At 64.0% G+C, this 25,924-nt stretch carries 24 protein-coding genes and 1 pseudogene; 11 read left to right on the top strand and 14 right to left on the bottom strand.

All coding sequences use genetic code 11. The features are described 5' to 3' along the window. Positions 1–7: 7 nt before the first annotated feature. The 3 genes from BLS27_RS01800 to BLS27_RS01790 all read right to left on the bottom strand — a co-directional run bounded on the left by BLS27_RS01800 (position 8) and on the right by BLS27_RS01790 (position 3,610). Positions 8–1,762 (bottom strand): SulP family inorganic anion transporter, encoded by a 1,755-nt coding sequence (locus BLS27_RS01800; RefSeq protein WP_090342695.1) that lies wholly within the window; start codon positions 1,760–1,762, stop codon positions 8–10. A 12-nt stretch (positions 1,763–1,774) separates the two neighbouring features. Continuing rightward, positions 1,775–2,593, bottom strand: coding sequence for a polyphosphate kinase 2 (gene ppk2 / locus BLS27_RS01795; RefSeq protein WP_070573793.1), 819 nt, complete (start codon positions 2,591–2,593; stop codon positions 1,775–1,777). A 141-nt stretch (positions 2,594–2,734) separates the two neighbouring features. Beyond that, positions 2,735–3,610, bottom strand: a complete 876-nt coding sequence (locus tag BLS27_RS01790; RefSeq protein WP_090342692.1) for an AEC family transporter — start codon at positions 3,608–3,610, stop codon at positions 2,735–2,737. A 274-nt stretch (positions 3,611–3,884) separates the two neighbouring features. Here BLS27_RS01790 and BLS27_RS01785 point away from each other — a divergent pair, with 274 nt between their 5' ends. After that, a complete protein-coding gene (locus BLS27_RS01785; RefSeq protein ID WP_043210748.1) occupies positions 3,885–5,189 on the top strand; it encodes an MFS transporter in 1,305 nt (434 codons plus the stop codon). A gap of 144 nt (positions 5,190–5,333) precedes the next feature. Further along, the gene (locus tag BLS27_RS01780) at positions 5,334–5,654 is read left to right on the top strand and encodes a hypothetical protein (protein WP_070573800.1); all 321 of its coding nucleotides are present in this window, start codon (positions 5,334–5,336) and stop codon (positions 5,652–5,654) included. Positions 5,655–5,776: 122 nt separating this feature from the next. On the opposite strand, the gene BLS27_RS01775 is transcribed toward BLS27_RS01780, so the two are convergent. Then, positions 5,777–6,706 (bottom strand): LysR family transcriptional regulator, encoded by a 930-nt coding sequence (locus tag BLS27_RS01775; RefSeq protein ID WP_043213317.1) that lies wholly within the window; start codon positions 6,704–6,706, stop codon positions 5,777–5,779. A 119-nt stretch (positions 6,707–6,825) separates the two neighbouring features. Here BLS27_RS01775 and BLS27_RS01770 point away from each other — a divergent pair, with 119 nt between their 5' ends. Further along, positions 6,826–7,095, top strand: coding sequence for a DUF2790 domain-containing protein (locus BLS27_RS01770; RefSeq protein ID WP_043213319.1), 270 nt, complete (start codon positions 6,826–6,828; stop codon positions 7,093–7,095). A gap of 6 nt (positions 7,096–7,101) precedes the next feature. Here the strand turns inward: BLS27_RS01770 and BLS27_RS01765 are convergent, their stop codons facing one another. Continuing rightward, positions 7,102–7,797 (bottom strand): tRNA (adenine(22)-N(1))-methyltransferase, encoded by a 696-nt coding sequence (locus tag BLS27_RS01765; protein WP_232092021.1) that lies wholly within the window; start codon positions 7,795–7,797, stop codon positions 7,102–7,104. A 170-nt stretch (positions 7,798–7,967) separates the two neighbouring features. Between BLS27_RS01765 and BLS27_RS01760 the strand changes: the two genes are divergently transcribed. The 3 genes from BLS27_RS01760 to BLS27_RS01750 all read left to right on the top strand — a co-directional run bounded on the left by BLS27_RS01760 (position 7,968) and on the right by BLS27_RS01750 (position 12,852). Further along, complete coding sequence (locus tag BLS27_RS01760) at positions 7,968–8,348, top strand: RidA family protein (RefSeq protein WP_090342686.1); 381 nt, start codon at positions 7,968–7,970, stop codon at positions 8,346–8,348. Between the two features lie 228 nt (positions 8,349–8,576). Next, positions 8,577–10,577 (top strand): peptidase U32 family protein, encoded by a 2,001-nt coding sequence (locus tag BLS27_RS01755; RefSeq protein WP_090342683.1) that lies wholly within the window; start codon positions 8,577–8,579, stop codon positions 10,575–10,577. Positions 10,578–10,725: 148 nt separating this feature from the next. Continuing rightward, positions 10,726–12,852: a TonB-dependent siderophore receptor gene (locus BLS27_RS01750; protein ID WP_090342679.1), complete on the top strand. Its 2,127-nt coding sequence runs from the start codon at positions 10,726–10,728 to the stop codon at positions 12,850–12,852. A 99-nt stretch (positions 12,853–12,951) separates the two neighbouring features. On the opposite strand, the gene BLS27_RS01745 is transcribed toward BLS27_RS01750, so the two are convergent. From BLS27_RS01745 to BLS27_RS01735, 3 genes are all read right to left on the bottom strand, one after another. Beyond that, positions 12,952–14,334, bottom strand: a complete 1,383-nt coding sequence (locus BLS27_RS01745; RefSeq protein WP_090342676.1) for an aspartate aminotransferase family protein — start codon at positions 14,332–14,334, stop codon at positions 12,952–12,954. A gap of 20 nt (positions 14,335–14,354) precedes the next feature. After that, positions 14,355–15,845, bottom strand: a complete 1,491-nt coding sequence (locus tag BLS27_RS01740; protein ID WP_090342673.1) for an aldehyde dehydrogenase — start codon at positions 15,843–15,845, stop codon at positions 14,355–14,357. A gap of 70 nt (positions 15,846–15,915) precedes the next feature. Continuing rightward, positions 15,916–16,764 (bottom strand): helix-turn-helix transcriptional regulator, encoded by an 849-nt coding sequence (locus BLS27_RS01735; RefSeq protein WP_043213333.1) that lies wholly within the window; start codon positions 16,762–16,764, stop codon positions 15,916–15,918. 178 nt (positions 16,765–16,942) lie between these two features. Here BLS27_RS01735 and BLS27_RS23760 point away from each other — a divergent pair, with 178 nt between their 5' ends. Both BLS27_RS23760 and BLS27_RS23755 read left to right on the top strand, forming a co-directional pair. Further along, positions 16,943–17,089: a hypothetical protein gene (locus tag BLS27_RS23760; protein WP_167358054.1), complete on the top strand. Its 147-nt coding sequence runs from the start codon at positions 16,943–16,945 to the stop codon at positions 17,087–17,089. Between the two features lie 196 nt (positions 17,090–17,285). Continuing rightward, complete coding sequence (locus tag BLS27_RS23755) at positions 17,286–17,453, top strand: hypothetical protein (protein ID WP_167358052.1); 168 nt, start codon at positions 17,286–17,288, stop codon at positions 17,451–17,453. A gap of 72 nt (positions 17,454–17,525) precedes the next feature. Here BLS27_RS23755 and BLS27_RS01730 read toward each other — a convergent pair whose 3' ends face one another. From BLS27_RS01730 to BLS27_RS01720, 3 genes and pseudogenes are all read right to left on the bottom strand, one after another. After that, complete coding sequence (locus BLS27_RS01730) at positions 17,526–17,843, bottom strand: DUF6555 family protein (RefSeq protein WP_244155182.1); 318 nt, start codon at positions 17,841–17,843, stop codon at positions 17,526–17,528. A gap of 112 nt (positions 17,844–17,955) precedes the next feature. Next, on the bottom strand, positions 17,956–19,140 hold the full coding sequence (locus BLS27_RS01725; protein ID WP_043213335.1) for a zinc-dependent alcohol dehydrogenase: 1,185 nt from the start codon (positions 19,138–19,140) through the stop codon (positions 17,956–17,958). A gap of 107 nt (positions 19,141–19,247) precedes the next feature. After that, positions 19,248–19,403 (bottom strand): annotated as a pseudogene (locus BLS27_RS01720) (con-10 family general stress protein); the annotation flags it as partial. 290 nt (positions 19,404–19,693) lie between these two features. Here BLS27_RS01720 and BLS27_RS01715 point away from each other — a divergent pair. From BLS27_RS01715 to BLS27_RS01705, 3 genes are all read left to right on the top strand, one after another. Then, positions 19,694–19,957 (top strand): hypothetical protein, encoded by a 264-nt coding sequence (locus tag BLS27_RS01715; RefSeq protein WP_090342670.1) that lies wholly within the window; start codon positions 19,694–19,696, stop codon positions 19,955–19,957. An 80-nt stretch (positions 19,958–20,037) separates the two neighbouring features. Further along, positions 20,038–24,168 (top strand): CheR family methyltransferase, encoded by a 4,131-nt coding sequence (locus BLS27_RS01710; RefSeq protein ID WP_090342667.1) that lies wholly within the window; start codon positions 20,038–20,040, stop codon positions 24,166–24,168. An 82-nt stretch (positions 24,169–24,250) separates the two neighbouring features. Further along, entirely contained in the window at positions 24,251–24,649 is a 399-nt protein-coding gene (locus tag BLS27_RS01705) for an NUDIX domain-containing protein (protein ID WP_043213342.1), read from the top strand. 65 nt (positions 24,650–24,714) lie between these two features. Here the strand turns inward: BLS27_RS01705 and BLS27_RS01700 are convergent, their stop codons facing one another. The 3 genes from BLS27_RS01700 to BLS27_RS24035 are packed head-to-tail and all read right to left on the bottom strand — an operon-like array spanning position 24,715 to position 25,863. After that, complete coding sequence (locus BLS27_RS01700; RefSeq protein ID WP_043213344.1) at positions 24,715–25,266, bottom strand: ATP-dependent Clp protease proteolytic subunit; 552 nt, start codon at positions 25,264–25,266, stop codon at positions 24,715–24,717. Positions 25,267–25,314: 48 nt separating this feature from the next. Continuing rightward, complete coding sequence (locus tag BLS27_RS01695; protein WP_043213346.1) at positions 25,315–25,701, bottom strand: low affinity iron permease family protein; 387 nt, start codon at positions 25,699–25,701, stop codon at positions 25,315–25,317. 27 nt (positions 25,702–25,728) lie between these two features. Continuing rightward, positions 25,729–25,863 carry a hypothetical protein gene (locus BLS27_RS24035; protein WP_256664376.1) on the bottom strand — a complete coding sequence of 45 codons (135 nt, stop codon included), beginning with the start codon at positions 25,861–25,863 and terminating at the stop codon, positions 25,729–25,731. Positions 25,864–25,924 lie beyond the last annotated feature (61 nt).

Raw genomic sequence — 25,924 nt, 5'->3', positions numbered from 1 at the left:
CGCTTGCTCAAGGTGTCCAGTCCACAGCGTGGTCCTGCAAGTAAGTGTCCACCGCGGCGCCCACCGTGGGCTGGAAGATGTCGCTGCCGATGTGGCTCAGCACCTCGAGGCGCAGCAGCTTGTCCCTCACCGGGTCCTTGACCTCGGCAAAATGCAGCTCCACACCGGCCTCGCGCAGGGTCTGCTCAAGTTCCACGAGCATGTCGGCGGAGGTAACGTCCACGCTGGTCACCGGTTCCGCCGCGACCACCACCCGCCGCACCTCGCCGTCCGACCGGGCGACAGCTTCCAGCACGCAGCGCTGGAACAGCTCGGCATTGGCGAAGAACAGCGGCGCATCCCAGCGAAACAGCACCAGGCCCGGCACCCGGCGTGCATCGGGGTAGCGGGACACATCGTGGTAGCCGCGGATGCCATCGACCCGGCCCAGCACCGCATAGTGCGGCCGCCAGCCGTCCCAGAGAAACTCGATCACCGCGATGACCACCGCAAGGCCGATACCCGGCACCGCACCAAACACCGCCACCCCGACGAAGCAGGTGATGGACAGCCAGAACTCCCAACGTTGGATGCGGTAGATCCGCGCCAGGTCCTTGAACTCGAACAACCCGATAGCCGCGGCGATGACCACCGCCGCCAGGGCGCTTTGCGGCAGGTGGCGCAACAGATCAGGCGCAAACAACAGCAACGCCGCCACGCCCAGGGCGCCGAACACACCCGCCAGCTGACTGCGCGCCCCCGCTGCCTCGGCCACCGGCGTGCGGGACGAACTGCTGCTGATGGGAATGCCCTGGAAGAACCCCGACGCCAGATTGGCCAGCCCCAGCCCGACCATTTCCTGGTTCGGGTCGACCTGGGCGCGGGTCTTGGCGGCGTAGGTGCGCGACAGCACGCTGGTGTCGGCAAACGACACCAACGCCACCGCCGCGCCACCGATGGCCACGGTGGCCAGGTCGTTGAAACCGATCAATGGCAACGCGAACCCTGGAAGGCCCTGGGGTAATGACCCGACCACCTTAACCGCGTGGGCGGCTTCCAGGCCCATCAGCCCGCAGATCCCAGTCGCGGCCACTACGGCGATCAGGATGCCCGGCAAGCGCTCCCAGCGCTTGAGCAGCAGAATGATCACCAGCGTACCCGCCCCCAGGGCGAAGGCATGCCAGTTGGCCTTGCCGTCCAGCAGGGCGTTGACCAATTGCAGGCTATCGCGCAGCGGCCCGGCGCTCTGCCCAGAGATGCCGAACAACTTGGGCGCCTGGCTGACCAGCACCGCCAAGGCGATGCCGTTCATGTAGCCATAACGGATCGGTTTGGACAGCAGCTCGGTGATGAAGCCCAGGCGCAACAGGCCCGCGCCGATGCAGATCAGCCCCGATACCAGCGCCATGGCCGCTGCCAGGGTGACCGCCCGCCCCGGGTCGCCCGCCGCCAAGGGCAACACCACGGCCAGGATGATCGGCACCAGCGCCGAGTCTGGGCCCAGCACCAGGATGCGGCTGGGCCCGAACAGGGCGTAGGCCAGCAAGGGCACGATCGTCGCGTACAGGCCGTGGATGCCCGGTACGCCGGACGCCTGCGCGTAGGCGATGCCGACCGGCACCAGCATGGCGGTGAGCACCAGCCCTGCGACCAAGTCCTTGGACAGCCATGCCATCGGGTACTGACGTACCACACGCAAGCCCGGTATCCAGCGCTGCAAGCCACGGTCGACCGGCTGCGCCGCATAGGCCAAGGGCTTTGGCGGTGGTGTCGAGGTGTCCATGCCCGCCTGGCCTCAGTATCGCTCGGAGACCATCTTGAACGGGTACGGCACCGCCTTGTACTTGCCGATCTTGCCGCGCTTGGGCAGGGCGATCTTCTGCTTGGCACTCAGGTCCTGGTAAGGGATCTGCTGCAGAAAGTGGCTGATGATGTTCAGTCGCGCCTTGCGCTTGTCTTCGGAGCGCGCCATGAACCACGGTGCCCAGGACGAATCGGAGGCTGCGAACATATCGTCGCGGGCGCGGGTGTAATCGTCCCATCGGGTGTAGGACTTGATGTCCATGGGCGAGAGCTTCCACAGCTTGCGGCCATCGTTGATGCGATCTTGCAAGCGGCGGGTCTGCTCCTCGGCGCTCACCTCCAGCCAGTACTTGATCAGGATGATCCCCGAGTCGACCATCATCCGCTCGAACAGCGGCACCACGGCGAGAAACTTGTGCGCCTGCTCTTCGGTGCAAAAGCCCATCACCCGTTCGACGCCGGCGCGGTTGTACCAACTGCGGTCGAAGATCACCACCTCGCCGGCTGCCGGCAAGTGGGTCAGGTAGCGCTGGGCATAGATCTGGGTTTTCTCGCGCTCGGTCGGCGCCGGTAGCGCCACCACACGAAAGACGCGAGGGCTGACCCGTTCAGTGAGTGCCTTGATCGTCCCGCCCTTGCCGGCGCCGTCGCGCCCCTCGAAGACCACGCACACCTTGAGCCCTTTGGCCACCACCCACTGCTGGAGTTTGACCAGTTCCACATGCAGGCGCTTGAGCTCTTGTTCGTAGGTTTTGCGTCCCAGTTTCTCCGGCAGCTCGTCCTTGTGCTTCTTGTTCACAGCCTTGGCCATCGCCTACTCCCCTCGCAAACCGTTGGTTGTCCCGGCAGCGCCGAGACGCCTGAGCCTGGCGCTTGAGTGCGGCAGGTCAGTGGAGTATGGATGAGCCATGGCACTTTGCCTGTGGGCAGGACAGGATGCCGCAGCCGGGGCTTATAGCCACCAGGCCAACACCGCTGGCAACCAGGCGAAAGACAGCACCGTCGAGCACATCACCAGGTTGGCTACCTGTTCGGGTGACCGGCTGGCGCGCACCGCCAACAGATAGTTGAACACCGCCACCGGCATGGAAGACTGCACCACCAGCACCGCACGCTCCAACGATTCCAGGCCCAGCGCAGTACCCACGCCCCACCCCACTGCCGCCCCCAGCACGATGCGCAGACCACCCAGTAACAGGCCACTGCCCACGTGATGCAGGCGAATGCTGGCCAGGGACACGCCCAAGGTGAGCAACATCAAGGGGATGGTCATGCCGCCGAGCAGGTCCGCGGTGTTGGCCAGCCAGCGCGGCAGCTCCAGGTCCAGGAAGATGATCGGCAGGGCCCCGGCCAGGCTGATCACGATCGGGTTGCGCAGCAGGGCCTTGAACGACGCGCTGGCCCCGGACATGGCGATGCCTAAGGTGAACTGGAAGATCGACAAGGTCAGAAAGAACGCCACCGCCAGCGCCAGGCCATGTTCGCCGAAGGCGTACAGGCTGATCGGCAAGCCCATGTTGCCGGTGTTGGGGAACATGAATGCCGGCATCAGCACGCGCCAATGCTGGCCCGAAGCGCGGCTGACGAGAAACCCGGCCAGCGCCATGCCCAACATGCACAGCACGCACGCGACGGCCATGCTGGTGAAGGCTGCGGGGTCCAGTTGCGTGCGGCTGAGGGTCGAGAGCACCAGTGATGGGGTGCCGACCGTCATGACGATGCGGGCGATGAATTCGGTGGGGTAGTCCAGACCACGGCGGGCCCAGCCATAGCCGATGCCGGCAACGATGAAGACAGGCGCCAGGACGGCGAACAGCGAAGCCAGCATGAAGCGGATCCCCCAGAAGTCGAAGCGACATTATGCGGTTTTCCTCCCAGAACGGTGAAAACGCGTTGGCCTATACCCGGTCCGGTGCGGCTTCTGGTCGCAGGGCCCGGCCACCGCCCAGGCTTTAGAATCGCGCCTCCTTTTCGCCCCCGGCCATGCCGTCATTGCAGACGGTTGAGCCGCACCTCGCTCGCACCGACAGCCAGGCATACCCGCGCAGCCCTTGCGCCCACCGAAAAGGCACACTTTCGGCGTTTTCCAACTAGAGGTAACTATGTCTCCGCGTTTGCTGGCCATGGCGCTGGCACCCCTGCTCGGGCTGTTCATCATTGCCCTGGGCAACGGCTTCCTGTCCTCCCTCACCACGTTGCGCCTGGGCTCGGCCGGCGAATCGGCCACCATGATCGGCATCGTCTCGTCGGCCTACTTCATCGGCCTGACACTCGGGGCGATCTTCAACGACCGGTTGATCCTGCGCATTGGTCATATCCGTGCCTACACCAGCTTCGCCTCGCTGATCGCCGCGACCATCCTGCTGCAGGGCCTGTTCTACGACACCACCTGGTGGTTTGCTTTGCGCCTGATCAACGGCTGGGCTGCGGTCGGTGTGTTCCTGGTCATCGAGAGCTGGCTGCTGCTGGCCGGCGATCCAAAGATACGTGGCCGTCTGCTGGCGCTGTACATGATCGCCTTCTACGGCGCCGGGGTCCTGGCCCAGGCGACGCTGGGCGAAGTCACCGGCTGGGGCGAGACCGCACCGTTCATGGTCGCCGGCATGCTCGCCACCCTGTCGGTGCTGCCGATCGTGATTCTGCCGCGGGTCTCGCCACTGCTCGATCAGGTCGAACCGCTCAAACCGCGCCAGCTCCTGGGCATCGCCCCGACCGGCTTGGTCGGCTGCTTTGGCTCGGGCGTGGCCATCGCCGGGATCTACGCCCTGCTGCCGCTGTACCTGCAACGCATCGGCCTGGACGTAGGCGAGGTGGGCAACATGATGGCCTGGGTGATCCTCGGCGCCATGTTGCTGCAATATCCTGTTGGGCGTTGGTCGGACCGCAAGGACCGGCAAAGCGTGCTGGTCGCCCTGGCGGCGATGTGCACCGTGCTGTCGGTGGTGATCGTTCTGCTGCCGGCTGAGTCGCAGTGGTTGCCAGCGATGCTGTTCTTGCTCGGCGGCGGCGTATTCGCCTTGTACCCGGTGGCGGTCAGCAGCGCGGCCGACCGTGCCCCGGCCGATGCGCTGGTGCCCATGATCCAAGGCCTGCTGCTGATCAACTCGCTGGGCTCGTCGATGGCCCCGCTGGCGATCTCTCCGGTGATGAACGTCTACGGCGAGACGGGGCTGTTCTGGGCCTTTGCGGTGATCAACCTGGCGATGGTGGGTTTCTTCCTGTGGCGCCGCGGCAAGCGCCCGGCCCCGGAACATCCCGCGCCCTTCGCGCCGACGGCCACCTTTTCGCCCACCGGCGCCGAGCTGCGGGTGACCGAGGAGCTGATGCATGCGGCCCAGGAGCATCCGCCGATGGGCGAGACAGCGAACGGGGAGACCCCTTCGTCGCGCACAGAACCCTCATCCTGATGGGCTGACCGGGCAAGCCCTGTGGGAGTGTCAGGCCGACGCTCCCACTTATCCCTTCTCCCCTTACCATCCGTCGCCTGAAGGGCACCCTGCCCCGTCTCCCATGGCCGAACGCAGGACAATCATCCCGACAGGAGATTCGCCATGGTTCGTTTCCAGCCCCTGTTCCTCGCCCTGTGCCTGGGCCTGACCACCACTGCCAGCCTGGCCGCCACCGATATGAACGGCACCGACACCCACCCCAAGGCCGACCACTCCTCCGGTGAGCATTCCCAAGGCACCACCGGGAGCCAAGGCAACAGCGTCAACGACCCTGATAGCACTCGCGATAACGACAGCACCGATACCAACTCCAGCTCTGACGTGCCCGACGGCACTACCGGAGGCTCCAATAACACCGGCGAGGCCACCGGCACCGGTGCAGGCGCCTCGGGCGGTGCCGCCGAGGATCAGGACAGCCGCTGAGCAGACGTTGGATTGGCCTGGAATAGATGCGGGGCCAAACCCGAGGATGGCATGAGGTGCTGACCTGGATCGTGTGGGGGGTTCAACCGCCAAGAGGCCACCTCAGGGCCGCTCCGCAAGGGTCACCGCCAGTAGCGCGGGTCGTCCACCACCTGTTCATGGGCCTGGAACAACACCGGCAACTGCTCCTTGAGAAAATCCAGCCAGGTGCGGACCTTGGCGTCCAGGTAATGCCGCGACGGGTAGATCGCATAGATCTCCCGCTGACGCAGCCGATGGGGCGCGAGCAATCGGCACAGGCGGCCTTGCTCGATGGCCTGGGTAGCTGAGTAATACGGCAACAGGCCGATGCCCATGCCAAGCTCCGTCGCCTTGAGCATGGCGTCTGCCACATTGGTCAGGAAGGTGTCCTGGGGCACGATCACGCAAGGGTCTGCCCCTTCGAACGACCAGTCCTCCTCGAACAACGGGTCCACTGTGCGCAAGCACACATGTTGGTGCAGGTCTTCCGGGCGCTGAGGCACGCCATGACGTGCCAGGTAATCGGGCGAAGCGCAGAGAATGCTGTGGATGCTGCCCAGGGGGATGGCGATCAGTTGCGAGTCCGGCAGGCCCTGGCCGATGGCGATCACCACGTCCTGGCCGTCCGCCAGCGGGTCCGGGTTGCGCTGGGACAACGTGAGTTCCATGACCACTTCCGGGCAGGTGGCGTTGTAGCGGGCCACCAGCGGCATCATCAACAGCCCCAGACCATGAGTGCAATGCAGGCGCAATCGACCACGGGGGGTGAGGTGGGCTCCGCGTGCCTCGTCCATGGCTTCTTCGGTCAGCAGCATGATCTGCCGCGAGCGCTCGAGGAACCGCTCGCCCGCCTCGCTCATGCGCAGACGCCGGGTGGTGCGGTGCAGCAGGCGGGTCTGCAGCTGGTTTTCCAGTTCCGCGACGATCCTCGACACCTGTGCGGCAGAAATGTCCAGGGCGTTGGCGGCGGCGGCGAAACTGCCGCATTCCACAACCCGGGCGAAGGTTCGCATGGCGTGCAGCATGTCCATGATGTGTCTTCCCTGTGACCTATTCGTGCATTCGAGGCAGGAATCTATCACGGATCAGAGTCTTTATTGGCGATACCCAAGAAACACATCATGAGTCAACGCCAAACGAGAACATCGCCATGAAACCTTCGATCGCCTTCTTCACCTTGTTCGCCGCTCTGGCTTCGTTCGGTGCCGTCGCCGATCCTGCCAACAGCCAGCCCGTAGCGGCCACCAGCGAGACCTATGAATACGGGATGCCCTTGGATGTGGCCAAGGTGATTTCCATCACCCCGGCGAGCAATGCGGCCGATTGCGCGGTGGGCACCGCCCATATGGTCTACATCGATCACCAGGGCCAGACCCACAAGGTCGACTACCGGGAAATGGGCAACTGCTCGCAGCTGTAACAGGAATTACGCCAGCAACTGCTCGATCCAGCGCACCTGTCGAGCCACTTCCTGGGCCTTTTGTGTCGGCACCGCCTGCCGGGCACGGGCGAAGTGGGCCATGACCCGCTGCTTGCGTTGCAGGTTCAGGCCCCATTTGGCCAGAAACGCAGGGCTGCGCTCCTGCATCAACAACGGCCCGAAATACAACTCCTCTGGGGAGTACGCTACCGCCTGACACGGTTCGGCCACGATGATCTCGTAGGTGAACTCGTTTTCCTCAAGCAACTCCTCGCAAACGATACGGTAGTCGTTTTCCATCAACCACTCGCGCAGGGTGCCTTCACGCACGTTCGGCTGCAGGATCAACCGCTCCTTGCCGCTCAGGCGATGCTTGCCCCGCTCGAGGATCTCGCGGATCTTCTCCCCGCCCATGCCACACAGGCTGATGGCGTCGATGCGATCCTGTGGCTCGATGGCTTCCAGACCGTCGGCCAGGCGCACGGTGATCGCCTGCTCCAGGCCGTTCTTGCGCACCTTGCGCTGGGCCGAGCGAAACGGCGTCATCGCCGCCTCGCCGGCCACGGCGGCTTCGATTCGGCCACGCAGCATCAGCGCCACCGGCAGGTAGCCGTGGTCTGAGCCGATATCGGCCAGGCGTGCCCCAGCCGGCACATGGGCGGCCACGCGCTCCAGGCGCATCGACAATGTCTGTTCGTTCAACCCTTGCCCCTTTTCGCATCAATCGACCGGCGCCAGTGGCCGGTTCGGCGCGCGATTCTGACGAGCAATGCCCGGCATTTCAAATACCGCCGACCAGAGCCACCGCTCGACCTGCTTGGGCCGCTCGCGTAGGCTTGCTGGTTTCCTTCCGTTGCAAGGCAAATACCCTCATGGCAAACGCAGACATCACCTTCATCCCGGACCCGGACCCGGAGTCCATTTCCTCCGACGTCGCGAATTTTCGCGGCCTGCTGGTCACCACCCAGATCCCGACCCGCGCCGACGGCAGCCTGGAGCTTGGCGGCATCGTCGAGCAGAGCGAATGCACACTCCAAGCGCTCAAGGACGCCCTGGAGCGCGCTGGCAGCTCCATGGACCGCGTACTGCACCTGACCATCTACCTGACCGACATGGCCGATCGCCCGGCGTTCAACGAGGTGTACCAGCGTTTCTTCGCCAAGCCTTGGCCTGTGCGCGCGGCGGTTGGCGTGGCGGCCCTGGCGGTCGAGGGGATGCGGGTGGAAGTCACGGCAATGGCAGCCAAGGCCTGAGCCGGTCCTCAAAGCTGGGCGTCATTAAAGCCCTGCCTCCCACACGGGTCGCGCCAGGCCCTGTGGGAGCGGGTTTACCCGCGAATGCGGTCGCGAAACCACCGACGCACCCGCGGATTGCCCAGCGCCCCACCACACGGGGCACGCCATCGGACAGCCGATGGATGCCCCCGGGCCATTTCACCGGTACAATGCGCGCCTTGACCGTGACAGCCCGACCCTAACGACATGTCCCTCCCAAAGAATCACCTCGAACTGCTCAGCCCCGCCCGTGACGTGGCCATCGCCCGCGAAGCGATCCTGCACGGCGCTGACGCCATCTATATCGGCGGCCCGAGCTTTGGCGCCCGCCACAACGCGTGCAACGAAGTCAGCGATATCGCCGAGCTGGTGGAGTTCGCCCACCGCTACCACGCGCGCGTCTTCACCACCATCAACACCATCCTGCATGACAACGAGCTCGAACCTGCCCGCCAGCTGATCCACCAGCTGTACGATGCAGGCGTCGATGCGCTGATCGTCCAGGATTTGGGGGTGATGGAGCTGGACATCCCACCGATCGAGCTGCACGCCAGCACCCAGACCGACATCCGCACCCTGGAGCGGGCCAAGTTCCTCGACCAGGCCGGCTTCTCCCAACTGGTCTTGGCACGCGAGCTGAACCTGCAGCAGATCCGCGCCATCGCCGGCGAAACCGACGCGGCCATCGAGTTCTTCATCCATGGCGCCCTGTGCGTGGCCTTCTCCGGCCAGTGCAACATCTCCCACGCCCAGACCGGGCGCAGCGCCAACCGTGGCGACTGCTCCCAGGCTTGCCGCCTGCCCTACACCCTCAAGGATGACCAGGGCCGCGTGGTAGCGTTCGAGAAGCACCTGCTATCGATGAAGGACAACAACCAGACCGCTAACCTGCGCGACTTGGTCGATGCCGGCGTGCGTTCGTTCAAGATCGAAGGCCGCTACAAGGACATGGGCTATGTGAAGAACATCACCGCCCACTATCGCAAGGAACTCGACGCCATCCTCGAGGACCGCCCGGACCTGGCCCGCGCCTCCAGCGGTCGCACCGAGCATTTCTTCGTGCCGGATCCGGACAAAACCTTCCACCGCGGCAGCACCGATTACTTCGTAACCGACCGCAAGATCGACATTGGCGCCTTCGACTCGCCCACCTTCACCGGCTTGCCGGTGGGCGTGGTGGAAAAAGTCGGCAAGCGCGACCTATACGTGGTCACCGAGGTGCCGCTGACCAACGGCGACGGCCTCAACGTGCTGGTCAAGCGTGAGGTGGTGGGCTTTCGTGCCAACATCGCAGAACCCAAAGGTGAATTCGAAGAGGACGGCCAGAAGCGCTATCGCTACCGCGTCGAGCCCAACGAAATGCCCGAAGGCCTGCACAAGCTGCGCCCGAACCATCCGCTCTCGCGCAACCTGGACCACAACTGGCAACAGGCGCTGCAACGCACCTCCGCCGAACGTCGCGTGGGCGTCGAGTGGCACGCCGTGCTGCGCGAACAGCGCCTGGCGCTGACCGCCACCAGCGAAGAAGGCGTCAGCGTGCAGGTCGCCCTGGACGGCCCGTTCGGCGAAGCCAACAAGCCCCAGCAGGCCTTGGACCAATTGCATGATTTGCTCGGTCAACTGGGCACCACCCAGTACTACGCCCATGCCATCGAGCTGGACGCCCCGCAGGCGTACTTCATCCCCAACTCGCAGCTCAAGGCCCTGCGCCGCGAAGCCATCGAGGCGCTGACCGAGGCGCGGGTCAAGGCCCACCCCCGTGGCGGGCGCAAAGCCGAGACCACACCGCCACCGGTGTATCCGGAGGCGCATCTGTCGTTCTTGGCCAACGTCTACAACCAGAAGGCCCGCGACTTCTATCATCGTCATGGGGTCAAGCTGATCGATGCCGCCTTCGAGGCGCACGAAGAGCACGGCGAGGTGCCGGTGATGATCACCAAGCACTGCCTGCGCTTCTCCTTCAACCTGTGCCCCAAGCAGGCCAAGGGCGTCACCGGCGTACGCACCAAGGTCGCGCCGATGCAGCTGGTGCATGGCGATGAAGTGCTGACCCTGAAGTTCGACTGCAAGCCCTGCGAGATGCATGTGATCGGCAAGATGAAAGACCACATCATCGACCTGCCAAGCCCGGGCAGCGCCGTAGCCCAGGTGGTCGGACACATCAGCCCGGAAGACCTGCTCAAGACCATCCCGCGCGCACCGCACTGATGACGAAACCGGGGGCCCTGTGCCCCCTTTTTCGTGCCCGCTCACGACGCTTCGAAATTGGTACTGTGGTACACCAAATACCACTGTAAATGATAATACCTATCAGTTAAGATCCGCAGCTCCCGCCCTCCCTAGGATCGTGCTGTCGATGCGTCGTACGTTCGTTTCTCTCTGCCTGATTCCCGCTATTTCTCCCGTTGCCCTGGCCGACTCGCAGGCCTCGCCTGCTCTTGAGTTGCAAGCGGTCAACATCGATGCCACCAGCGACCTGGAGCGCGCCGACGGTCCGGTGATCGGCTACAAGGCTACGCGCTCAGCCAGTGCCACACGCACGGACACCGCGCTGCACGAGACGCCTCAATCGATCAGCGTGGTACCCAGCGATGTGCTGCAAGACACCGCCGCCACCCGCTTGCAGGATGGGCTGGACTATGCCGGTGGTGTGGGACGAGCCAACAACTTCGGCGGCCAGGGCCTGACCACCTTCACCGTGCGCGGCTTTACCACTGGCGAGTTCTACCGCAATGGTTTCCCCATCAACCGCGGCTACCCCAACGCGCCGGATGCCAACACCGTCGAGCGTCTGGAGATCCTGCGCGGCCCGGCGACCAGCCTGTACGGCCGTGGCGATCCCGGTGGCACGTTCAACGTGGTCAGCAAGCAGCCGCTGGCCGACCCCAAAGTCACCTTGGGCAGCCAGTTCGATGACCAAGGGATGCACCGCGCCACCCTCGATGCCACCGGTCCGCTCGACGAGGAAGGCCGCCTGGCCTACCGCCTGAACGTACTCGGCGAAGGCGGCGAGACCTTCCGCGACGACGTGCAGACCGAGCGCTACGACGTCGCACCCGTGCTCAGCTGGCAGGTCAACGACACCACACGCATCGTCTTCGAAGGCGATTTCATGCGCAACAACCACCCTCTGGACCGCGGGCTGACACGCTTTGCCAATCAGCGCGACCGAGCTTCGCGCGATACCAACGTCTGGGAAAAAGGCTCCGACAACCTGCTGCACAACGACAACAACATGGCCCAGCTGCGCTTCGAGCATCAGCTCAACGAGGACTGGACCCTGGGCGGTGGCATGCAGTGGCTCGACGGCACGCTCAAGGGCAATGCGGTGGAAGCCAATGAACTGCAAGCCGATGGCCGTACCCTCGGGCGCAATTTCAGCTATCGGAAACTGCAATGGACCGATCGGGACTACCAGCTCAACCTGACCGGGCACTTTGAAACCGCAGGTTACGCCCATACCTTGCTGACCGGCATCGAATACGAAGACTACGACTATCAATCTATCATCCGGCGCTCGGCCAAAGGCAGCACGGCCTACCCGATCGACCTGTTCGATCCAGTCTTGGGCCAGCCACGCCCTGCCCTCACCCGCACCACTACCGACGACAAGGAAAACCTCAAGACCTGGGCAGCGTTCATCCAGGACCAGGTGGCCCTCACCGACCGCCTCAAGGCCCTGGCGGGCGTGCGTTTCGAGCGATTCGAACACCAGTACGACAACTACCTGCCGGGCGCTGCTGACTGGACCGCCGCCGATAACGCCGTCACCCCTCGTCTGGGTCTGATGTACGACCTGACCGACACGCTCGCCGTCTACGCCAACACCGCCCGCTCGTTCAAGCCCAATAGCGGTGCCAGCCGGCAAGGCCAGGGCTTCGACCCGGAAAAAGGCAAGTCGTACGAGGTGGGTGTGAAGTGGGAGGCGTTGGATCGCCAGTTGAGCGTCGATGCGGCGATCTACCACATCGTCAAGGAAAACGTCCTGGCCAACGACCCGCTGGACCCCACCGGCACCTACAAGGTGGCCGCCGGCAAAGTACGCAGCCGCGGCCTGGACATCACCGTGGCCGGCAATCTCACCCCCGAGTGGCGGATGATCGGTGGCTATGCCTACGTCGATGCCGAAGTGACCAAGGACACCAGCCTGCCGACCGGCACCCGCCTGGCCAACATTCCGCGCAACAGCTTCAGCCTGCTCAACACCTATGAGTTCCAGGATGGTGGCCTCAAAGGGCTGGGCCTGGGCATGGGCGTGAAGTACGTGGACGACCGCGCCGGCCAGACCGCGCCGCAGACCTACACCATGGAGCAGTACACCGTGGTCGACCTGCTGAGCTTCTATCAGGTCAACGAGCACGTACGACTGAACCTGGACCTAAAGAACCTGTTCAACAAGGAATACGACGAAGGCGCCTTCAACAACTACGTCTACCCCGGTGCGCCACGTACCGTGCAGGCCGGCGTAAGCTACACCTTCTGATCGAACGGTTCCCTCATCTGCGGTAGCGCACGTTATCGACAGGATCGGTTCGAGCCGCGAAGGGGCCGCGAAGCGGCCCCCCATCACGCTGCCGACGGCTTACAGCAAGCCCAAACCCCGCGCCGTGCGGTCCACGGCACTCTTGGTCTTGGCCACCAGCTCATCGATATCGCCACGGCTGGCGACCAAGGCCGGGGCCATGATCATCCGGCCCAGGGTCGACCGGATGATGACGCCTTCCTCGAAACCATAGGTCCGGCACTGCCAGGCCAGGTCGTTCTCGTTGGCGTAGCGCTTGCGGGTGGCCTTGTCCTCGGCGAACTGCAACGCCGCGACCAGGCCGGCGCCCTGGATCTCGCCAATCAACGGGTGATCACCGAACACCTCGCGCAAGCAACGCTGCAGGTACGGGCCGGTGTCGTCCTTGACCTGACGCACGATGCCTTCATTGCGCAGGGCCTTGAGGTTGGCGATGGCTACGGCCGCCGCCACCGGGTGACCGGAGTAGGTCAGGCCGTGGGCGAACACCCCGCCGCGCTCCACCAGCGCCTCGGCGATGCGCTTGCTCAGCACCAGGCCGCCCATGGGCACGTAGCCAGAGGTCAGGCCCTTGGCGATGGACAGGGTGTCCGGCTGGAAGCCGAAGTGCTGATGGGCGAACCACTCGCCGGTACGACCAAAGCCACCGATCACTTCGTCGGCGCACAGCAGCACGTCGTACTGGCGGCAAATGCGCTGGATTTCCGGCCAGTAGCTCTCTGGCGGGAAGATCATGCCGCCGGCGCCCTGGAACGGTTCGGCGATAAAACCTGCAACGTTCTCGGCGCCCAGTTCGAGGATCTTTTCCTCCAGTTGCAGGGCGCAGCGACGACCGAACTCGGCAGGGGTCAGATCGCCGCCTTCGGCGTACCAGTACGGCTCGTCGATGTGCGCGACATCCGGGATCAGCCCGCCCATCTCGTGCATGAACTTCATGCCGCCCAGGGCCGTGGCGGCCAGGGTCGAGCCGTGATAGCCGTTCCAGCGGCCGATCATGATCTTCTTCTCAGGCTTGCCCATCACCTGCCAGTAGCGGCGCACGGTGCGGATCAGCACTTCGTTGGATTCGGAGCCGGAGTTGGTGTAGATGGCATGGCTGTAGTGCCCCGGCAGCAGGCTGAACAGCAGTTCGGACAACTCGATCACCGCCGGATGGGTGGTGTGGAAGAACATATTGTAGTACGGCAACTGGTCCATCTGTGCGGCGGCGGCAGCGGTCAGGTCCTTGCGGCCATAGCCCAGCTGGGTGCACCACAGGCCGGACATGCCGTCCAGGTAGCGCTTGCCGTCGTTGTCCCACAGGTGCAGACCTTCACCCCGCACGATGACCCGCGGGCCTTCGGCGTTCAGCGCCTTCTGGTCGAGGAAGGCATGGATGTGGTGGGCGGCATCGGCGTTCTGGTAGTCGCGGGTTTCGCGTTGTGGCTGGAAAGGTGCGTTCATTGTTGTTCTCCGTAGAAATATCAGCGCAGCTGGAACCAGGTGGTTTTCAGTTGGGTGTACTTGTCGAACGAATGCAGCGAGAGGTCGCGGCCGAAGCCGGACTGGCGGCCGCCACCGAACGGCACCACCACATCCAAGGCATCGACGGTGTTGACCGACACGGTGCCTGCCTTCAGACGCCGGGCCACACGGTGGGCGCGGTTGAGGTCATCGCTCCATACCGAGGCGGCCAGGCCATAGATGCTGTCATTGGCCAGGCGCAGGGCCTGCTCTTCGTCCTCGAAGGTGCTGACCGCCAGCACCGGGCCGAAGACCTCCTCGCGGGCCAACGCCATGTCGGCGCTCACGCCGGTGAATATCGTCGGTGCGATGAAGTTGTCCGAGCCGTTGATGCTCAGGCGCTGGCCACCGCACAGTAGACGTGCGCCGTCGGCCTTGGCTTGGTCGATGGCCGCTCTGATGCGTGCGCTTTGCCCGGCATCGACGATGGCCCCGGCGCGGCTGGCCGGATCCAAGGGGTCGCCCGGCATCCAGTCGCGGGCTTTGGCCAGCAAGCGTTCGACGAACTCGTCGTGGATCGAGCGCTGCACGTAGAGGCGCGAGTTGGCCGAACAGACTTCGCCTTGGTTGAAGAAGATGCCGAAGGCTGCCTTGTCCGCCGCCAGGTCCAGGTCGCGGCAGTCCTCGAACACCAGGTTCGGGCTCTTGCCGCCACATTCGAGCCAGACCTGCTTGAGGTTCGATTGCGCCGAGTACTGCATGAAGTACTTGCCCACCTGCGTGGAGCCTGTGAACACCAGGCAGTCCACATCCGGGTGCAGGCCCAGGGCTTTACCGGCCTGCTCGCCAAGGCCTGTCACCACGTTGAGCACCCCTTCCGGCAGGCCGGCCTCCAAGGCCAGTTCAGCCAGGCGCAGGGCAGAGAACGGCGACTGCTCGGCGGGCTTTAACACCACGCTGTTGCCGGCCGCCAAGGCCGGCGCGACTTTCCAGGCGGCCATGTCCAAGGGGAAGTTCCAGGGCACCACCGCCCCCACCACCCCAAGGGCTTCGCGGGTGACGGTGGCCAGCGCGTTGCCTGCGGTCGGCGCCACCTGGTCGTAAAGCTTGTCCAGGGCCTCGCCATACCACGCAAAGACGTGCGCCGCACCCGGTACATCGATGGTGTAGGCGTCCATGACCGGTTTGCCCATGTTCAGCGAATCGAGCAGGGCCAGTTCCTCGCGGTGGGCCAGCATCAACTCGGCCAGGCGCAGCAGGATGCGTTTGCGGGCCGTGGGCGCCATGCGGGCCCAGGGGCCTTGCTCGAAGGCCCGACGGGCAGAGCGCACCGCCTGATCGACCTCAAGCTCGCCACAGGCGGCAACCTTGGCCAATAGCTGGTTAGTGGCCGGGTTGATGGCCTCGAAGGTCGCGCCCGAGCAGGCAGCCACGCGGCGGCCGTCGATCAACGCGGTGTCGATGAAGCTTTGTTGCGCAGCGCGCTGCTGCCAATCGCTCAATGTATGCACGCAGGACTCCCTTGCGACCGCCTGGGCGGCCGCTGGTTATGGTTGTAGGTGGGGTGATGCGGTAGGCCGGTCAGCGCCTTCGCAGGTAACTTTCCAGCGGATCCTTGCTCAAGCCTTCCTGAGCCTGGGCCAACGAATCGATGAACAACGAGAACAGCTCGGACTGCTTGGCGATGTCCAGCTTGGTGTAGAGGTTCTTGCGGTGGGTCTTGACCGTGTCTTCGCTGATACCCAACCGTTCCGACAGCGAGCGGGTCGAGTGGCCGCGCAGCAAGTATTGGGCGACCCGGCATTCGCGCTCGGTCAGCAGGGAGGAACCGAAATTGTTCAGGGCGGCGTTGATCTGCCGGCCCAGGGCGCTTTCGAAGCGTCCGCCCAGGCTGTCGGCATCCAGCTGGCCCCAGTGCCGGCGCACGACCGCCACCACCCACGGGGCGATGCGTTTGAGGTCGGTGACCTGCGCCGCGCTCAGGCGCCGGGTGCTGCCCAGGGCCACGGCGATGGTCAGTTGCGCATCGAGCGGGACGATGTAGTTGAGTTCGTCCTCAAGGTGCGCGTGCTGGTAGAACGACAGGTAGTACTCGCTGCGCTTGAAGTGGTCCGGTGCCACGTCGCTCAGGCGATAGCAGCCAGGGGCCAGCCCTTCCATGCAGGCGCGGTAGAACGGGCACAGCAGGTAATAACCTTCGAGGTACTTCTGCACGTTGCCTTCAGGCAACCAAGGGCCCTCTTCGTCTTTCTCGAACAAGGCCGAAGGCAGACCTTTGCGTGGGTAGAGGAACACTGTGATGGCCTGGCATTGGGCCAGGCAGTTGAGCGCGCCGAACAGCGCTTCGACGAAGCCTGGCGTGCCGATGGCCTCGATGACACGGGCCATCTGCTCGTACCAGTCGGGCGATTTCAGCTGGTCTTTGCTCATGTCTCAGGTCCCCGCCAGGGTTGTTGTACGTGTTCGTGGCTGGCTGGGATTGTTTCACGCACTGACCAGGGCGACCATCACCCTTCGGGGTGAGCTGCCGTTCGTACCGCCGCAGTGAACGCATCCCTCGGCCCACGAACCTAATGCCAGGCAAGCCAACCCGTCTCGGAGGCCAGTCATGGCAGATCCCAAGCAGCCCAATGATCCCGATCCCTATGTGGACAACATCCCTCACAATCCCGGAGAACCGGTGCCACCACCGGAGAAGGAGGCCCCCGACTGGCCGGAAGGCCAGGTCCCCCCAGAAGAGCAGTCCGATGGCTGAGCGCCGTATCGGCCCATTCGCGGGTAAACGGCCAAGCCCCACAGGACCGTTGGTCGCAGGTCCTGCACGAAAAACCGATCGCACTCGTCCCATCAAGGCTCTCAATCCATGAGAGGTGCGGCAACGGCTTCGCCTCCACTCCTGTGTTCGGCCCGCGTTTCTGGCGGGCCCTTTTTTCGAACCCGAGGAGGTCACCATGCACACCACATTGCAGATGGGCGGCGGCAACGTCCAGGACGACTGGCCAGAACTTAACCCTGATCAGCGCAACGACCGCGCCGATGATCCCGATACCGATCCGGACCTGGAAGACGACGGCAACCGCCCCGGCGTTCCAGCCAGCGACCCTGAATCAGGAGCCTGAACGTACACGGGGCAAGCCTGTGTCCCTGCAGGTGCAGGAATGCAGACTTGCCCCGCATGGATCAGCCGCAGGTCAGGCGGTCGCCGCGTCTTCCTGGGTTGAACCAACCTCAGGTTGACCCTGGCCATCGCCTGGGCCCGACCGCGGTACGAAGGCCGGTCCGCTGCCCGAAAGTCGCCAGCTCACGTCACTCAGGCCATAGCGCTCGGCCAAGGGCCGGCTTACCTTGCGGATCTTCTCTCGGCCGAACTTCGGAATGATCCCCACCCCAGCATCGCAGCTTGCCCAATGCCAGGCCTCGGCATTGTCCATGCGCTCCAGACGGATGATGAAACTGCGCGGCTGGCCATGCAGCCGGTAGTCGATGATGTACAGCTGTGGGGTTGGCATCGTAGGGGCCCTCCTCTTCTCCATGGATGACATCCAGATGGATCAAGGTTTTGCGCGAAGATTCAAAAGATTGTCGAACAATTCGAATGAGTGGCCCGATACCTGAATCTTGCTAGGCGCTCGGTGCGGCGCCAGGCACCAGAATGACCTTTCGGCAACGCTCCTGTTGCTCATCGAACATTTCGTAGCCGCGCACCGCCTCTTCCAACGCCAGGCGATGGGTGACGATGGCTGAAGGGTCGAGCCGCCCCGCTTCGATGTGCTCGAGCAGCTCAGGCAGATAGCGCTGCACGTGGGTCTGCCCCATGCGGAAGGTCAACCCCTTGTCGAAGGCATCGCCGAACAGAAAACCGTGGATGAAGCCGGCATAGACACCCGGTACGCTCACCACGCCCCCTCGACGCACCGCCGCCATGCTCTGGCGCAGCGCCTTGCCACTGCTGCCTTCGAGTTTCAGCGCGGTGAGCACGGTCTCGGTGGTGCTGCCCTTGGCCTCGAAGCCCACCGCGTCGATGACCCCATCCACGCCACGCATGCCCGCGGTCTGGCGGATGATAGTGTCGGCCGGGTCGTCATCGTGGGTGTAGTCGATCGGAATCACGCCATAGGCCTGGCGTGCGTACTCCAGCCGATAACCGCAGCCATCGACCATGAAGATCTGCTCGACGCCCAGCAGACGTGCGCAAGCCGCCGACAGCAGGCCCACCGGCCCCGCCCCGTAGATGGCCAGGGACGCGCCCTGCCCGACCTCGGCGTTGAGAACCGCCTGCCAGGCCGTCGGCAGGATGTCCGAAAGAAACAGCACCTTATCGTCCGCCAACTGCCCCGGCACCTTGAACGGCCCAACATTGGCCTTGGGTACCCGTACGTAGTCGGCCTGGCCACCGGCCACACCGCCATAGAGGTGGCTGTAGCCGAACAAGGCCGCCCCCGGTGGAATGCTCTTTTTGTTGAGGATGGCGCCGCGTCCGGTATTGGTGGTCTCGCAGGCCGCGAACAAATCATGCTGGCAGAAGAAGCAGCTGCCGCAGGCGATCACGAAGGGAATCACCACCCGGTCGCCGGGACGCACAGCGGTCACCTCGCTGCCGACCTCCTCGACAATGCCCATGAATTCGTGGCCCAGAATGTCACCGGACTCCATCGCCGGGACTTTGCCATGATAAAGGTGCAGGTCTGAGCCACAGATTGCCGTGGCGGTCACCCGCAGCACGATGTCGTCGTTCTGCTCGATGACCGGGTCCGGTACGGTGTCGACCCGAACGTCTCCGGCGCCGTGGTAAGTGAGTGCGCGCATGCTTCAATCTCCCATCAGAACAGGAACGACCCTGGGCAAGCGGCACGTGGCTACTTGCCCAGGGTCGGTGCCCGGCAGGTACTACACCGGGCTGGAGCGGGCGTGCATCACTGATTGCGACCGCCGCCGTGGCTGTGCTGGCCACCTTTGCGGCCGGCCTCGGAAGCGCGCTCCCGGTCGTTGGCAAAGTTGCCCCCGGAGTTCTGCCCGCCTTTGTGGCCTGCGCGGGAGGCTTTTTCGCGGTCGTTGGCGAAGTTGCCCGGGTTGGTTTCCTTGGTGCCGCCACGTTGTCCGCTGTTTTCTTGATCACGAGCCATGTCGTTTCTCCTTACAAGTGGATTAGCTGGGCACGGAATCGCACCGTGCAGTAGTTCCGAACCGGTCAGGGCAGGCTCTGCTCAATCGGTCTGTCGAGGCTCGGACGAGTGGCGCCAAACAATGCTTGAGCCAAACATTTGTACGCGAGTCTCTGGGTGGAGGATTTTTTGGCACTTTGAAAGTGGCGGCGCGGTCATACAGGGACGCCCATTATTCCTCGACCAGGAACCGTGCCATGATCCATGCCCACCCCGCCCACGCCTGCCGACAACTCGCCCTGGAACAGAACCGCCGCCTGCTCCAGCAGGCCTACCAACTCGACCACACTGCCTTCGCCTTGCTTGACCGCCCCGGGCTCGATGCCGGCCGCTTCGACCGCTACCAAACGTTGCGGCGAAAGGCGGCCGAACGCTATCAGGAGGCACTGGAACACCTGGCACTGATCGAGCGAACGTTCGACGCGGGCAACGAGGCCCAGGAGCACTCGCCGCGCCGTTGAGAGCGGGCCTATAATCGCGCATCAACCGCCCGGCGATGCTTCGATGGGCCGAATCGTTAGGACTGCAGAAGGCTGCACCCATGAAGTCATCCTCCAAGCCCGCCGTCGCCTCGCCTCAGAATCCGACGTTGAGCCCGAGCCACCTGGACTTTCCGGTGGTCGGCATCGGCGCTTCGGCAGGTGGGCTGGAGGCGATCTGCACTTTCTTCAAGCAAATGCCCGCCGATTGCGACATGGCCTTCGTGGTGGTGCTGCACCTGTCGGCGGACCACCAGAGCGTCGCCGACCGCATCATCCAGGAAACCACCGCCATGCCGGTGCGGCAGGTCAGCGAACCGGTGCCGATCGAGCGCAATCATGTCTACGTGATTTCACCGGCCAACCGCCTGTCCACCAACGATGGCTACCTGCGTGTCAGCCCGGCCAACCGTCGCCGGGGCGATCATGTGGCGATCGACCTGTTCTTCCGCGACCTGGCCGATGTGCACAAGGACCATGCGTTTTGCGTGGTCCTCTCCGGCACCGGCGCCGACGGAGCGGTAGGTTTGTCGCGGATCAAAGAACAGGGCGGCGTGACTCTGGTGCAGTCCCCCGATGATGCCCTCTACGACAGCATGCCGCGGGCGGCACTGGAGACGGGCATGGTCGATGCCGTGCTGCCGGTGGCCGAGATGCCGCAAAAGCTCATGGAGCTATGGCGCAACGCTCGCCAGGTGAGGCTGCCGACCATCGAGGACGACACCCTGCCCCCTGCCCTGGGCACCCGTAGCGGCGACCCCGCCCAGGCCGAGCCGCTGCTCGATGAAATCCTCCTGCTGCTGCGCACCAATACCGGCCATGACTTCCAGCACTACAAGCGTGCCACCGTACTGCGGCGCATCGAGCGGCGCCTGCACGTCACCGGGCAGCCGAACCTGGCTGCCTACCAGCGCTACCTCGAGCAGCACCCGGCCGAATCTGCCGAGCTACTGGCAGACATGCTGATCGGCGTGACCAACTTTTTCCGCGACCGCGAAGCGTTCGAATCCCTGGAGCGCCATGTCCTGCCGGAGCTGGTCAGCGATGGCGAAAGCGGTGAGGGACCAAGCGAGGTGCGTGTCTGGTCGGCCGGCTGCTCCACCGGTGAGGAGGCGTACAGCCTGGCCATGCTCGTATGCGAGCAACTGGCGCTGGAGCGGCGCGCAGCGAAGGTCCAGGTGTTCGCCACCGACCTGGATGAGCGTGCCATCGGCACCGCCCGTACCGGCCTCTATCCAGAGTCGATCGTCACCGATGTGCCGCCGGCCCGGCTGCGCCAGTTCTTCGTCAAGGAAGACCAGCATTACCGGGTGCGCAAGGAAATCCGCGAAAAAGTGCTGTTCGCCCGGCACAACCTGCTGTCCGATCCGCCGTTCTCGCAAATCGACCTGATCGTCTGCCGCAATCTACTGATCTACCTGGATCGCGAGGTGCAGCGCGACATTCTGCAGATGTTCCACTTCGCCCTGCGCCCGGGTGGGCACTTGTTCCTGGGCACGTCCGAATCGGTGGATGTGGCCAGCGAGCTGTTCATCCCGGTGGACAAGCGCAACCGTATCTTCCGCGCAAGCCCGGCCAGACCGGTCATTCGCTCTTCCGGCCGGCAGCTGCCGGGCGCCGAAGTATCCGTCGCCTTGCAGGACAGCCAGGCCAAGCTACGTCCCGGCCGGAAGATCTCCTATGCCGAGGTGCATCACCGCGCCCTGGCCAAGCGAACCCCGCCCAGCCTCATTCTCGATGGCGACGGCAATATCCTGCACATGAGCGATGGCGTCGGGCGCTTCCTGCACTTGGTCGGCGGCGAGCCCAGCCGCAACCTGATCAACCTGGTGCTGCCAGAACTGCGCCTGGCCCTGCGCAGCACTTTGTTCCAGGCTCGCCATGGCAACGAGGCGGTGACCTCGCGGCCGGTAGAACTGGGCCAGATGCAGGTGGAAATCGCCGTGCATCCGCACAAGGACGAACCCAGCGGCAGCGAATGCCTGCTGGTGGTGTTCGAGGAGCGCGTGCCCGACCCTTCCCTGCTGCCAACCAGCGCCATTCGCCAGACCGACAGCATGGTCCTGAACAACCTGGAGCGCGAGCTGCAACGCACCCGCCTTCAGTTGCAGGAAACCATCGAGCAATCGGAAATTTCCAGCGAAGAGCTGACCGCCTCCAATGAAGAAATGCAGGCGATCAACGAGGAGCTGCGTTCGGCCAGCGAGGAGCTGGAAACCAGCAAGGAAGAGCTGCAGTCGATCAACGAAGAACTGCTGACCGTCAACTATGAACTCAAGAACAAGGTCGAGGAGACCGACAAGGTCAACGACTACCTGAGCAACCTGATCGCCTCCACCGCCATCGCCACGGTGTTCGTCGACCGTAACCTGTGCATTCGCTGGTTCACCCCCCGCGCCGCCGACATCTTCAACATCCTGCCCGTGGATACCGGGCGCTCGTTGCTCGACATCACCCACCGGCTGGATTACCCCGAGTTGGCCGACGATGCCCGCGCCGTGGCCCAGGGCACCACGTCCATCGAGCGCGAAGTGTGCGGTGAAAACCAGCACTGGTACCTGGCCCGCCTGCTGCCTTATCGGGCCAACGAGCAGAAGATCGACGGTACGGTGCTCACGTTCATCGATATCAGCAAAGGCCGTGCCGCCGAGGAGCGCCTGCGCCTGGGCGAAGAACGCATGCGCCTGGTGGCTGAAAGCACCCATGACTTCGCCATCATCCTGCTCGATGAACACGGGGTGATCACCGACTGGAACACCGGCGCCACGCTGATCTTCGGCCACGCAAAAGACGAGGTGGTCGGCCGCCATTACGAGCTGATCTTCACCGAGGAGGACCGCGCCAACGGCGTGCCCAGCCGAGAGCTGCGCGGTGCCCGCCTCAACGGTCGTGGCCAGGACGAGCGCTGGCACGTGCGCAAGGACGGCAGCCGCTTCTTCTGCAGCGGCGAAGTTTCCCTGCTCAAAGGCACTAGCCTGCTTGGCTACGTCAAGATCGCCCGTGACCTGACCGGCCACAAGCGCCTGCACGAGGAGCAGAGCAAGCAACTGGCCGAATCCCAGAGCAGCAGCCACATGAAGGACGAGTTCTTCGCCATCATGTCCCATGAGCTCAAGCACCCCCTCAACCTGATCCAGCTCAATGCCGAAATCTTGCGCCGCCTGCCTTCGGTGAAGAACACCAGCGCCGCCAGCAAGGCCGTCGGCACCATCTGCGAAGCCGTCGCCAGCCAGGCGCGGATCATCGACGACCTGCTCGATGTGGCACGCATCCGCACCGGCAAGCTCAAGCTCAAGACCGAACCTGTGGACCTGTGCACCATCCTGCGTGACATCCATGCCGTGGTGCGTAGCGAGCAACACCCGTGCGACGTGGTGCTGGAGTTGCCGGCAGACGACAACGCCCTGTTCATAGAGGGGGACATCACCCGCCTGGAGCAGATCATCTGGAACCTGCTCAACAACGCGCTGAAGTTCAGCCCCGCCGGTAGCGAGATCCGCCTGGTGCTGTCCAACCACGGCGAACAGGCGCTGCTGCAGGTGATCGACCAGGGGCTGGGGCTGAGCGAGGAAAGCCTGGAGAACATCTTCGACCTGTTCACCCAGGCCACCCCGCAAGTCACCAGCCACAGCCGCGAAGGCCTGGGCATCGGCCTGTCGCTGGTACGCCAGCTGGCCCAAGCCCATGGCGGCAGCGTTCAGGCCAGCTCGCCGGGGCTGGGCAAAGGCTGCACCTTCACCGTCCGCCTGCCGCTGTGCCACTTCAGTCCGCAACCGCAGCACAACCCAGGCGAGCAGCAGATGGCCCCACGGCTGGACAATACCCGGGTGCTGTTGGTGGACGACTCACCGGATGTACTGGAAATCATGCAACAGCTGCTGGAGATGGAAGGGGCGCAGGTCCATGCCTTCACTGATCCGCGCGCGGCGCTGAAGGCCGCGGCCAACGGGCAGTACGACATCATTCTTTCGGACATCGGCATGCCGGTCATGGATGGCCATGCGCTGATCAAGGCATTGCGCGAGCACCCGCACCTGCATGACATACCCGCCATCGCCCTGACCGGCTATGGCGCCAGCGCTGACCAGTACAAATCACGCCAGTCAGGCTTCGACCGCCATTTGAACAAGCCGGTGGCCTACGACGAGCTCGTGGAAGCGATCGAGGCATTGAGCGGTTCGCAGCCTTACTGACCGCTCATCCTGGCGGGTACAACTTCCAGCTGGCACCCAAGGCCCAATTCAGTAGGAATACTGGATTTTGCCTGGAGTCTGCATGAAGCCCCTCAAGCATCGCGCTACCGTGATCTGCCGCCATGGCAGGAAAACCCGCAAGTGGTTATGGGTCAGAAAGCCCAAAGCCGCCTGGACATTGCCAGGCGGCAAGATCGAGCCAGGCGAGACCCCGGTGGAGGCGGCCGAACGCGAGCTGTTGGAGGAAACCGGGCTCAGGGCCCGGGAGCTGACCTTCCTGATGCGCTATGAGTCGCCCGCCCGGGTGCATTACGTCTTCGAAGCCGAATTCGCCGACGCCCCGCGGCCCACGGCCAGCCACGAGATCGCCGATTGCTGCTTCGCGCATCTGGATCAGGTGCCCGAACTCAAAGATGACATCAGGCTGCTGATCCAGTCGCTGCTCGCCTGTGATCGTGGCCTGGCTGAATCCGTGCGTTGATACTTGACCGGTTTTCGGCGGTGCCCCTTCGCGGGTTTACCGCGAAAAGGGCACATCAGCCCGAATCACGCATGGACACTGTGCTGGCAGGCATCGGCCTCGATCGGCATTTCGTCGATGGCGTCGATCATGCCGCTGGCCAGGGCCTCCTTGGCGCCCAGGATGCGCGGATAGGCCATCAGGTAACGCGGCACATCGAGCACTTCGCTGGCCCCCTCGGTCCGTTCGGCCACGATCTGGGCATACAGGCGCAGGTCGTAGTCCAGGCTCATGGCGTATTCGGCCATCCGTGAGTGGTCCACCGAGCCGTGCAAGGTCCAGTGGAACGGATGGAACAGAAACTTGCTCAGCACGCATGCGGTGCGCCGCTCGCCCGCCAGGAACAGAATATTGCCCATGGATTCGACCGTACCCAGGTTGTGGGTATGCACCGGCACCGGCAACGAGCGCAGGAAGTTGTAGAGCGTGAAGCCGTAGCTGCATTCCCCGCCCATGGTCGCGATGTTGATTTGCAGAATATCCGCGCCCTGTTGCAGGGCGCGGGTGCAGGTGGTGATCAGGTTGCCGCAGGTGGATGAATTGATGGGGCCGGTGAAGTGAATGATGTGTCTGGCCATGCTTGCCTCCAAAGTTGGCGAAATCAGTCCAGTGAAGCGGGCAGACGGTCAGTCGGACTCGTCGGTGGCGGCCGGTGGCAAGTCGTCGCAGCCCTCGCCCATCTGCTGGTACTGCTTGCGCAGGGCGTGCAACTTGGCCGGATCCATGTGCTCCAGGTCCAGCAGCGCCTTGTGTGCCTTGTGCGTAGTACGCAGCAGTTCGTCGATCTTGATGTGCAAGACGTCGTTGTCGCGGTTCTGGGTGTTCTGGATCAGGAACACCATCAGGAAGGTGATGATGGTGGTCGAGGTATTGATCACCAGTTGCCAGGTGTCGTTGAAGTCGAACAACGGCCCGCTCACGGCCCAGGCCAGGATCAACAACAAGGCGATGGCGAAGGTCAGCGGTCGGCCGGCCCATTTGGCCAGCCATTGGGCGAAACGGTCGAATTTCATGCCGGCGGTCCTCCCTTGCTACCGGCATCAGCCCGGCAGCTTGTCCTCGCCTGGCAGGCCCTGCAAGTCAGGGTCGTCGGGCATGACCTCTGGATCGTCCTCGGGTCGCTCGCTGGCCTGAGGAAGCTGATTGAGTTCGTCGAATTCGGTATCGGTATTCATAGCGCCGCTCCTCTGACAATGCCGGGCGGACGAAATCGCCCCCGGCATCCGGTGGAATCGC

The organism is Pseudomonas guariconensis (assembly GCF_900102675.1).
Lineage (GTDB): Bacteria > Pseudomonadota > Gammaproteobacteria > Pseudomonadales > Pseudomonadaceae > Aquipseudomonas > Aquipseudomonas guariconensis.
The sequence above is the reverse complement of the archived record's forward strand: the minus strand, read 5'-3'. Positions and strand labels throughout refer to the sequence as shown.